Annotated in this window: 9 protein-coding genes; 6 read left to right on the top strand and 3 right to left on the bottom strand. The window is 38.1% G+C overall.

What is annotated here, in order from left to right:
* The 3 genes from UC75_RS22280 to UC75_RS17300 all read left to right on the top strand — a co-directional run.
* A partial coding sequence (locus UC75_RS22280; RefSeq protein ID WP_228137473.1) for an MFS transporter occupies positions 1–660 on the top strand: 660 nt, incomplete at its 5' end.
* 152 nt (positions 661–812) lie between these two features.
* Complete coding sequence (gene parC / locus UC75_RS17305; protein WP_013199151.1) at positions 813–3032, top strand: DNA topoisomerase IV subunit A; 2220 nt, start codon at positions 813–815, stop codon at positions 3030–3032.
* A gap of 296 nt (positions 3033–3328) precedes the next feature.
* The gene (locus UC75_RS17300) at positions 3329–5008 is read left to right on the top strand and encodes a long-chain-fatty-acid--CoA ligase (protein WP_004795215.1); all 1680 of its coding nucleotides are present in this window, start codon (positions 3329–3331) and stop codon (positions 5006–5008) included.
* Between the two features lie 41 nt (positions 5009–5049).
* Here the strand turns inward: UC75_RS17300 and UC75_RS17295 are convergent, their stop codons facing one another.
* Positions 5050–5439 carry a hypothetical protein gene (locus UC75_RS17295; protein ID WP_005301519.1) on the bottom strand — a complete coding sequence of 130 codons (390 nt, stop codon included), beginning with the start codon at positions 5437–5439 and terminating at the stop codon, positions 5050–5052.
* 106 nt (positions 5440–5545) lie between these two features.
* Here UC75_RS17295 and UC75_RS17290 point away from each other — a divergent pair, with 106 nt between their 5' ends.
* Together UC75_RS17290 and ppa are read left to right on the top strand one after the other, a co-directional pair.
* Positions 5546–5944 carry an MAPEG family protein gene (locus UC75_RS17290; RefSeq protein WP_009392286.1) on the top strand — a complete coding sequence of 133 codons (399 nt, stop codon included), beginning with the start codon at positions 5546–5548 and terminating at the stop codon, positions 5942–5944.
* A 127-nt stretch (positions 5945–6071) separates the two neighbouring features.
* Positions 6072–6596 carry an inorganic diphosphatase gene (ppa, locus tag UC75_RS17285; RefSeq protein WP_004795210.1) on the top strand — a complete coding sequence of 175 codons (525 nt, stop codon included), beginning with the start codon at positions 6072–6074 and terminating at the stop codon, positions 6594–6596.
* A 107-nt stretch (positions 6597–6703) separates the two neighbouring features.
* On the opposite strand, the gene UC75_RS17280 is transcribed toward ppa, so the two are convergent.
* On the bottom strand, positions 6704–8020 hold the full coding sequence (locus UC75_RS17280) for an OprD family outer membrane porin (RefSeq protein ID WP_049838291.1): 1317 nt from the start codon (positions 8018–8020) through the stop codon (positions 6704–6706).
* A gap of 960 nt (positions 8021–8980) precedes the next feature.
* Here UC75_RS17280 and UC75_RS17275 point away from each other — a divergent pair.
* Positions 8981–9793, top strand: coding sequence for a TorF family putative porin (locus UC75_RS17275; protein ID WP_049838290.1), 813 nt, complete (start codon positions 8981–8983; stop codon positions 9791–9793).
* Between the two features lie 42 nt (positions 9794–9835).
* Here the strand turns inward: UC75_RS17275 and UC75_RS17270 are convergent.
* The coding region (locus UC75_RS17270) for a dihydrodipicolinate synthase family protein (RefSeq protein WP_228137472.1) at positions 9836–10552 on the bottom strand (717 nt) is incomplete at its 5' end.

Genomic DNA, 10552 nt, shown 5'->3' with positions numbered 1-10552 from the left:
GTCCAAATCGTTCATCACATTGAAGTTGTGCCTGTCGCCATACAACAAAAGGTCTCTTTTAAACAACTTTGGAGTGGCCCTTTTGCACGCCGTAGTTTAATGCTTTGGCTCATCTGGTTTGGAATCGTATATTCCTACTACGGTATCTTTACGTGGTTGCCAAGTTTATTGGTGAAACAGGGCTATGACATTGTTAAATCTTTTGAATATGTTTTGCTGATGATTTTGGCACAACTACCTGGTTACTTGGCAGCGGCATGGTTTGTTGAGCGATTGGGTAGAAAAATTACTCTCGCTTCATTTATCGGGTTTTGTGCACTGTCGGCATATTTCTTTGGACAAGCCGACAGCGTAAATAGCATTATGTTTTGGGGCTGTCTCATGTCTTTCTTTAATTTAGGGGCATGGGGCGTGTTATACACCTATACGCCAGAACAATATCCAGCCAATATTCGGGCTTTTGGTTCGGGCTGGGCATCGGCAATGGGGCGTTTAGGTGGAATTTTGGCGCCAATTGTTGTTACCCATATGATGGTTGCAAAGCATGGGTTTAGCCATGTTTTTATGATGTTTACTGTTGTTTTACTTTTGGTCGCGGCTGTAATTTTAATATTAGGTGAAGAAACCCAAGGGAAAAGACTAGAGTCGATAGGCTTGTAGTTTTGCCTAACTTTATAGCAAGTAACTAAAAATATAGAGAGATGAGACATAATTTGACGCTCAGGTGACAGACTCCCTCTTGTGTCTGTAACATAGCCCACTTAGCATAAGACTCATTTAAAATAACGACTGATTTGGAAGATAAGCTGACTATGACCAGCCTTGCGCATCAAGCGACAGAAAACCGCTCTGTAGCCGAATTTACTGAACAGGCTTACTTAAATTATGCCATGTACGTCATTATGGACCGTGCATTGCCGCATATCAGTGATGGCTTAAAGCCTGTACAGCGCCGTATTGTCTATGCCATGAGCGAGCTAGGCTTAAAAAATAGCGGCAAGCCAAAAAAATCAGCGCGTACAGTAGGTGATGTGCTCGGTAAATACCATCCTCATGGTGACTCGGCATGTTATGAAGCGATGGTATTGATGGCTCAGCCATTTAGTTATCGCTATCCTTTAATTGAAGGACAGGGTAACTGGGGGGCACCAGATGATCCTAAGTCATTTGCTGCGATGCGTTATACCGAAGCAAAGCTTTCTGCTTACAGTGAGTTGTTGTTAAATGAGTTAGGTCAGGGCACAACTGATTGGCAAGATAACTTTGATGGTTCATTAAAAGAACCTATTACGTTGCCAGCGCGTATTCCTAATATTCTACTCAACGGCACAACCGGTATTGCCGTTGGTATGGCGACCGATATTCCGCCGCATAATTTACGTGAAGTGATTAAAGGCACGATTGCCTTAATTCGTAACCCACAAACTTCAGATGAAAAATTGGCTGAATATATTCCAGGGCCAGATTTACCAACAAAAGCTGAAATTATTACTCCGCCAGAAGAATTACTTAAAATCCAGACCACTGGTCGTGGCAGTTACCGCATGCGAGCGGTTTATACCATTGAAAAAAATGAAATCGTGATTACTGAGCTGCCTTATCAAGTATCGGGCTCTAAGGTGATTACTCAAATTGCCGACCAAATGCAGGCCAAAAAGCTGCCATTAGTCGTTGATATTCGTGACGAGTCGGATCATGCAAACCCAACACGATTAGTGATTGTACTTCGCTCTAACCGTATTGATGCAGAAGCGGTAATGAGCCACTTATTTGCAACCACCGATTTAGAGTCGAGCTACCGTGTTAATTTAAACATGATTGGTGAGGATGGTCGTCCTCAAGTTAAATCGATTCGTCGTATCTTGCTTGAATGGATTGAGATCCGTAAAAAAACGGTAACTCGCCGTTTAGAATATCATTTAAACCGAATTGAAAAACGTCTGCATATTTTGGCAGGTCTTTTAATTGCTTATCTTGATATTGATACCGTCATTCGTATTATTCGTGAAGAAGATCAGCCTAAACCTGTCTTGATGGAACATTTCAATATTGATGAGATACAGGCAGAAGCAATTTTAGAACTCAAGTTGCGTCATTTAGCAAAACTTGAAGAGATGGAAATCCGTCATGAACAAGATGAGCTTGCTGCAAAAGCTGCCATTATTCGTGAGCAATTAGAAAATCCGGAATCTTTAAAGAATCTGATTATTGGTGAATTAAAAGAAGACGCGAAAAAGTTTGGTGACGAACGCCGTTCTCCAATCGTGGTGCGTGCTGAAGCTGTTCAGATTAAAGAACAGGATTTAATGCCAGCTGAAGCGGTAACGGTGGTTTTATCTGAAGCGGGATGGATTCGTGCTGCAAAAGGTGCGGATGTTGATGCAGAGAATTTAAACTATCGTGCGGGCGACCAATATTTAAGTCACGCTGTGGGTAAAACCAATCAACGAATCTATTTCCTTGATGAGACAGGGCGTAGTTATGCCTTGCCTATTAGTAGTTTGCCATCAGCAAGAGGTTTGGGCGAACCTTTAAGTTCTAAACTTGCTCCTGCAAGTGGTGTTTCGTTTATTCAGGTTTATCTAGAAGACGAAGAGTCAGAACTTATCGCTGCGAGTACCTCTGGTTATGGGTTTAAAACTCAAACCAAACAGTTAGATACCAATGCCAAGGCAGGTAAGACATTCTTGTCTGTTCCTGAAAAATCAAAAGCTTTACCATTAATATCTGCTCAGAATATGACGCACTTAGCGGTGCTCAGCTCAGCAGGTCGACTCTTGATTATTGATTTGGCAGAACTACCAAATCTAAATAAGGGTAAAGGTAATAAGTTGATACAACTTGATGCGAAAGAGCAAATTTTATCCATGACAACCCTGAACTTAGATGAAATAATTCAGGTGGTTGCAGGTCAGCAACATCTAAAATTAAAAGGTGATGATCTACAAAAATATATGGGTAAACGAGCTTCAAAAGGTCAGCTCTTACCACGTGGATATCAAAAAGCAAATAAACTGTTGATTCAGAGATAAAGCTAGCGTCTGGCAACATAAATACGCTATATATGGCAACATGTTCAAGCAATGAACTGAACTTGTTGGTATTGAATAATGATTAATAGGACAGCAATTTGGAGTACGTAATTTGTACTCCATGCAAAAAATTTGGCAGGGTTAAATTGTCAAAACTTCTGTCTCATAATCTTGTTCGAAGTGTCATGAATGTGCCAATAAGTTTTAAATATGTTCTGGCACCAAGAAGCTAAAGAATAGCTGGGGCATTGAATAACAGTTATTACTAAGGATTACGAATCGGAGATAATGGCATTATGGAAAAAATTTGGTTTGCAGAATACCAAAAAACAGGGATTCCAGAAACAGTAGCATTGCCTGCGGAAAATACTTCACTTGTTGATATTTTTGAGAGTAATTTCCAAAAATTTGGTTCTCGCGATGCCTTTATCTTTATGGATAAAGCGATGTCATTTAATGAGTTAGAGCTTGCAAGCCGTAAGTTCGCGACCTATTTGCAAAATTTGGGGTTAGCAAAAGGAACTCGTGTGGCAGTGATGATGCCGAATGTATTGCAGTATCCTGTAGTTGCATTAGCTGTGTTACGTGCAGGTTTAGTGTTAGTAAACGTTAACCCACTTTATACTGCGCGTGAACTTGAGCATCAATTAAATGACTCAGGTGCAGAAGTACTTGTAATTATCGAAAACTTTGCCAGTGTTTACCAAAGCATTTTGGGTAAAACTCCAGTGAAGCATGTTGTAGTTGCATCAGTCGGAGATATGCTCGGTACACTCAAAGGTACTCTGGTGAATTTTGTATTACGTAAAGTACGTAAACAAATTCCAGCTTGGAATATTCCAGGACACGTTAAATTTAACTCAGCATTAAATAAAGAAAATGCGAGTAATTATAAGCGTCCGACTTTAACTTTAAGTGATACTGCTGTACTTCAATACACTGGTGGTACAACAGGTGTTTCAAAAGGTGCAGAGCTTACTCATCGTAATCTTGTAGCAAACTTACTTCAGTGTGATGGTATTTTCCAAAGTAAATTTGGAGCAAACGATGGTGCTAAAGGCGACCGTATTGTTTGTGCTTTACCGCTTTATCATATTTTTGCGTTCATGGTTTGCGCGATGTACGGTATGTATAAAGGTCAAGCAAATATCTTGATTCCGAACCCTCGTGATTTACCAGCTGTTATTAACGAATTACGTAAATATCAACCATCATTCTTCCCAGCGGTAAACACATTGTTTAATGCTTTAGTGAACAATGAAGAATTCAAACAACTTGACCATAGCAATTTAAAAATGGCGATGGGCGGTGGTATGGCTGTTTTACCTTCTACAGCAGAAGCTTGGAAGAAAATTACGGGTACAACCATTATTGAAGGTTATGGCTTGTCAGAAACTTCACCAGTAGCAACCGCAAATCCACCTGCTTCTACTGAATTTAGTGGCACTATTGGTATTCCGTTACCTTTAACTGAAGTTGCTATTTTAGATGATGACGGTAAAGAAGTTGCTTTAGGTGAGCAAGGCGAAATCTCGATTCGCGGTCCTCAAGTGATGAAGGGCTACTGGAATCGTCCTGATGAGACAGCTAAAGTCATGACAGCAGACGGTTTCTTCCGTACGGGTGACATCGGTGTGATGGATAGCCGTGGATATACAAAAATTGTAGACCGTAAAAAGGATATGATTTTGGTTTCTGGCTTTAACGTTTACCCAAGTGAAATCGAAGAAGTTATTGCTAAACATCCAAAAGTATTGGAAGTTGCAGCCATTGGTGTTCCAGATGAAAAATCAGGTGAAGTGCCAAAACTCTTTATTGTGAAAAAAGATCAAAGTTTAACGACTGAAGAAGTTTTGAGCTTCGCTAAAGAAAACTTAACAGGCTATAAACGCCCTCGTTATGTTGAGTTTATGGATGAATTACCAAAATCAAATGTAGGCAAAATTTTACGTAAAGATTTACGTAAACCAGCTTAATCAGTTAATAAAAAAAGCGCCTTAGGGCGCTTTTTTTAATTTTAGTTTTTATGGCTTTTTATAAACCAGCGGTCTATATAAGGACGTCCAATTCCGACCATCCCAACAAAAACAAGCATTGTGCCGAGTTGCAGGCGTAGGTGAGTTAAATCAAGCTGACCGTAACTTAAATAATTATCTGCTAAGCAATATATCGTAATCACAATGAGCCAGTGCCACAAAGTAAGTCGTTTAATACCGACTGCAATAAAGGTAATTGTTAAAATAACAAAGGTGCCAAGTGTCGACTGCCAATTCAAATTTGCACAAATCACACTAAGTAAAAAAGCCATAATAGGGAGTACGATCTTTAATATGCGATCTATCTGAAGTTGATTCTGTTTTTGCTTATCCAAGACTTCAAACAATTCTTTTTGATCAGGTTGTTGCATACATGGCCCTATTAATCAGTGATGACAAGTGATTGCATAAAATTTCAGGTAAAAACGCAATGTTATGATAGCATGATCAACAGTATTTTCAGTGATGGATGGCACTATGCAGGGCATCAGCGGCATTATCTATATTATTTTAGTGGCATGTTTGCTGCCATACGCATTTACCGTAATTGCAAAGTTTACAGGTGGTTTTCAGCCTGTTGATAATCAAAACCCAAGAGCTTTTTTTGCCAAAACAACTGGTTTGGCTGCTCGTGCAAATGCCGTACAACAAAATAGTTTTGAAAGCTTACCTTTATTCTTAACGGCTATTTTAATGGCTGAATATATGGTCGTTCCAGAATATTTTATTCTGAGATTAGGTTGGGCATATATTATTTTAAGAGTTATTTATGGGATCTGTTATTTAAGTAACTGGGCAACTTTACGTTCGATTGTCTGGTTCTTATCTATATTGTGCCCAATCTTCTTATTAGTGGTCACGATTAAACTGACTTGAGTGTCATTCTGTCATCATTCATATCAACTTTCGCGTGTGCGCATTGTATAATCGGCATCATTTTGATGATATCCACGCTATAATCAAGTGGATTTTACATCTGACTTCATAACGAAAGAGTATTGATATGAGTTACAGCAATATCCCAGCAGGTAAAGATGCCCCAAATGACATCTATGTCATCATTGAAATTCCTGCAAATGCAGCACCAATTAAATATGAAATCGATAAAGATTCTGATGCATTGTTTGTAGACCGTTTCATGGGTACAGCAATGTTCTATCCAGCGAACTATGGTTATGTTCCAAATACTTTGTCTGAAGATGGTGACCCGTTAGACGTACTTGTTGTAACTCCACATCCTGTTGCTGCTGGTTCAGTCATTCGTTGCCGTCCAGTGGGCAAATTAAAAATGGAAGATGATGGTGGTATCGATGCGAAATTAATCGCTGTTCCACATGAAAAATTGTCGCCATTGTATAAAGACGTTAAGGAATATACAGATCTTCCTCCGTTATTGATTAGCCAAATTGAGCATTTCTTCAGTCACTATAAAGATTTAGAACCAGGTAAGTGGGTAAAAATCAGTGGTTGGGAAGGTGCTGACGTTGCTAAAGCTGAAGTATTAAAAGCAATTGAAGCTGCTAAATAAGCTTTAATTGATAAGGCTCAGAATGCCTCAATTGATATTCTGAGCTTAATAAAAAACCTACATCTGTTGCCAGATGTAGGTTTTTTTATGCTTGATAGATTTGTGAATTAGAATAATTTCACAGGAATATCAAGGAATAGACGCCATTCATTAGTGTCACCAATGTAAGCACCTTGGTATGAGTCACTTGCACGATAGTACGAGTTACGAATACGAAGGCTTGCATCTTTAGCAAAACCGCTTTGAACTGTATATTTCACTTGGTTAAAGAACTCACGTTCTTGAGCACTGTCAGTTACATTTCTAACTTTGATGTCCCAACCATATACAAATGCAGTTGTCCAGTTTAGACCTGGCAATACGCCTAACTTACCGAAATCAACGTTGTACTGAATTTGTGCAGATTTTTCATCGTTACCGATGAAGTCAGACATGTAAGAGTTCGGTAAATAGATACTTTGGAAACCATCAGCATTTTGACCATAGTCATAACCAACATTACCACTGTTTTGTTGGTATGCTAACATCACACTATGTGGGCCAGTTGCATAAGTTCCTGAAATCGCCCAAATATTATTTGTTTTTTCTTCGCCTGCGATACCATCATTACCATAATTTGGTGCTACAGCCCCAGTTGCTGAGTAAGTATGTGCACTTGCATCGAATTTAGTGTGATAACCACTAAAATCGTAAGTTAATGAACTGTCATTAGCCAAAGGCTGTTTAAAGTTTACATTTACATAATGGCGTTCAAGAGCATTTTTGCTGTCTAAGCCATAATAAGATGCATTTAAATTATCATCAAACTTGTATTTCGCACCCCAAACAATGGCACGATCAAGACCTCTGCCAGAAGCATCAGCATCGGTATTAATTTGATCAGACATTTGGTCTTTAGTAAATTTACCAGCAACCAATTCAAGGTTCTTGATTTCATGGCTAGTTAATAAAGTACCTGTAAAGTATTCAGGAACCATACGTCCAGTATTACTTGCAAGAACAGGTAAATCGAGTACTTGAGTACCGTAACGTACTGTTGTATTCGAGAAACGTGCTTTAACGCTACCGCCACCACGAGCCCAGTGATCGTAAGCCGAACCGTCATTATGCTTAGGAATCATTTGGTTTCCGGCATTTTTATTTTCACCGATCTTAAATGAACCATCGCCAACAACGCCAACACCGAAGCCAACAATACCAGGGGTAAAGCCTGAATCGATACTTACAATTGCTGATTGAGCAAATGAGCTAGTATCTTTTGCGCCCTGTTTTTTATCACGGCTGATGTAACCTGTACGGAAGAGAATAGAACCGTTCGCATCTTCAACAAATCCTTTTGCCTCACTTTGCTCGCTTGCCTGAGCTGAGGAAATTATTGCCGCAGAAATGAGAACTGCTAATGTAAGTTTTTGTGCATTTAGCATATTTAAAGAACCTCATAAAAACGATAAATCCTGTGCCTTGTTATTGTTCAGGGCCTAGGATTTGAATCAATTGTATAAGTAATCTATAAAAAAGATATATTTTTGTTGATTTTATTTTATATATGCTATGCAGAAATTGATTAATGTGCTACTGCTTGTTGACTAAATTTACTATTAACCTTTTATACTTAATGTATTGTTTAAAATAAAAAAAGTAATTTATTTCTTAGTGTATTTTTACCATTTATTTTATATTCCAAGCTCAAAAAATAGTTGATTCTTCTGTTTGTTTTTTGATCTTTTTTGGTGGATATGTTTACTTTTTGATCTTCTCTTGAGTTGATTTTTTCGACAAATTATTTTAAATATTTTTTAAATTGTTACTTTATAACATTATTTCAAAGAGTGATGTGCAAAAATAGATCACTCTAAAAGAGCAATAGAATTTAATTTAGCTGGTCAAATTTAGTGCGATATTCTGCGTAAAGTTTGTGCATTACTCTTTTTGTTCATATTGCTGACTAAAAAAGACCCAAAATAGTTCATAAGTTTAAAAATAGAAAAAATAAAGAAATCTAATTAAATGAAATGCCCATTTACAGATCATTAAAAGCCTAGCTTTAAGAAATTTACGTAATTTTTATATTTCCTAATCAAGGTTAAATAGAAAATTTACATTGAGTAAATGAATACTTCCCATCTCGGTTACTAGTTTCCGATAAGGGGTTTTCATATGTTTATTATTTCTAAGTGCACAAGAGTTTTATTTTATTTTATTGTTTTTTATAGATATATATTTATAAGAAACAAGCAGAGGTTTCATTGTAAAACAAGTTTTATCTCAAAATTAATGAAGTGCGTTGATAGCAAATATGGAATTGGCACAGCAATTGCTAAAGCTTAAGTAACACAATGTGTTTTATATACATAAATCGTGCATTCATTATGGGGGAGATCAGAATGATGAAATTTGCACTTAAGGCCTTAGGTCTTGGTATCTTTGCAGCAGGTTCAACCATGGCTATGGCTGAAGATGCACCATCTTTTTATGGTATCACCGCAACAGGGAGCGTCGCAGCAACCACAGACTACCGCTTCCGCGGAGTTACCCAATCATCAAATAATCCAGCCATTCAAGGTGGTTTTACTTTTTCTCATAAGTCGGGTGCTTATGTTGCGCTTTGGGGTTCAAGCGTTGACTTTAATACGCCAGGTGTTTCAACTGAAACTGATATCTCATTAGGTTATACCAACACCTTAAAACTGTCAGATAAGCTGGCACCAACCTATGACGTGGGTGTAATTCATTACGGCTATATTGGTTCTGACTCAAAATTTACTAACCCATACAATGGGGATACTGGTTTTGACTTTAACGAATTTTACGGAAAATTAACTTTTGCTGATTCTTTATTTAAAGGTGATGCACTTAGTGTGGGCGTAAGCTACTCAGATGATTATTGGGGCCACTCTGATGAGTTCTGGTACTTCAACGTCGGCTATTCAGCACCAATTGCAGATACAGGATTTACAGGCCTTGCCTCAGTTGGTTATAACAAGCTCAAAAATAAAGACTCTTTACTTGTAGTTGCAGGTGGACCAGGTGAAGATGATAGCTATATCGATTATAAAGTCGGCGTAAACTATAACATTTTGGGTATTGTTGCTGAGCTAGATGTAGTTGGTACAGATATTAGTACTTCTGGCATGACCGATGCTCAGAAAAAACCTTATGACACAGGTTTAGTGTTTAGTTTAACTAAAACATTCTAAGTTTTGAGTTATAAAAAGCGGGTTTATTGACCCGCTTTTTTATTAGTTTTCTATTTCAGAAAGTAGCTGTTTTAACTGGTTAAGCTCAATATCTGTGGCTTTGAATAGTGGCTTACGTGGTGAACCCGCAGCAATACCTTTTAGCTGTAAACCTGCTTTAATCGTTTTAGGTAAACCACCAGTTACGATAAAGCGTAGTAGAGGAAGTTGCTGATAAAATGATTTTTGGGCCTGTTCTAATTCACCATTTTTTACATGTTCGATAAGTTGTTGAGGTTGTTGACCTAACAGATTTAGTGCCGCTGTACACCAACCGCTTGCGCCCGCACATAAAGCTTCTAAAGCTAGAGGGTTACATCCGTTATAAAACGGAAGTTCTCCTTTTGAGAGTTCTTGAATTTTATGCATACGTTGAATGTCACCGCTGCTTTCTTTTACCATCGTAATATTTGCAATGTTGTTAAACATGCGCACGATTAATTCTGGAGACATATCAACACCGCTCGTTGCAGGATTGTTATACACCATAATTGGTAAAGTCGTTGCTTGTGCAATCGCTTGATAATATTCAAAAATCTCTTGATCTGTTAGCTTCCAATAAGATACAGGAATCACCATAAGTGCATCTGCACCATAGCTTTGAGCGATCTGCGCTTTTTTGATGGCTTGATCCGTCGTGAGTTCTGAAATCCCAATAATGACAGGTACACGTTTATTAATGCTTTCAATTGACGTTTTAGCGACTAAACACCACTCATC

This window comes from Acinetobacter sp. V2, from assembly GCF_001188385.1.
Taxonomy (GTDB): Bacteria; Pseudomonadota; Gammaproteobacteria; order Pseudomonadales; family Moraxellaceae; genus Acinetobacter; species Acinetobacter oleivorans.
Note: the sequence above shows the minus strand (reverse complement) of the source record. Positions and strands in the feature narration are given on the sequence as shown.

Coding starts and splice junctions, on each gene's coding strand:
- parC (WP_013199151.1), top strand. CDS start 813: ATGACCAGCCTTGCGCATCAAGCGACAGAAAACCGCTCTGTAGCCGAA.
- UC75_RS17300 (WP_004795215.1), top strand. CDS start 3,329: ATGGAAAAAATTTGGTTTGCAGAATACCAAAAAACAGGGATTCCAGAA.
- UC75_RS17295 (WP_005301519.1), bottom strand. CDS start 5,439: ATGCAACAACCTGATCAAAAAGAATTGTTTGAAGTCTTGGATAAGCAA.
- UC75_RS17290 (WP_009392286.1), top strand. CDS start 5,546: ATGCAGGGCATCAGCGGCATTATCTATATTATTTTAGTGGCATGTTTG.
- ppa (WP_004795210.1), top strand. CDS start 6,072: ATGAGTTACAGCAATATCCCAGCAGGTAAAGATGCCCCAAATGACATC.
- UC75_RS17280 (WP_049838291.1), bottom strand. CDS start 8,020: ATGCTAAATGCACAAAAACTTACATTAGCAGTTCTCATTTCTGCGGCA.
- UC75_RS17275 (WP_049838290.1), top strand. CDS start 8,981: ATGATGAAATTTGCACTTAAGGCCTTAGGTCTTGGTATCTTTGCAGCA.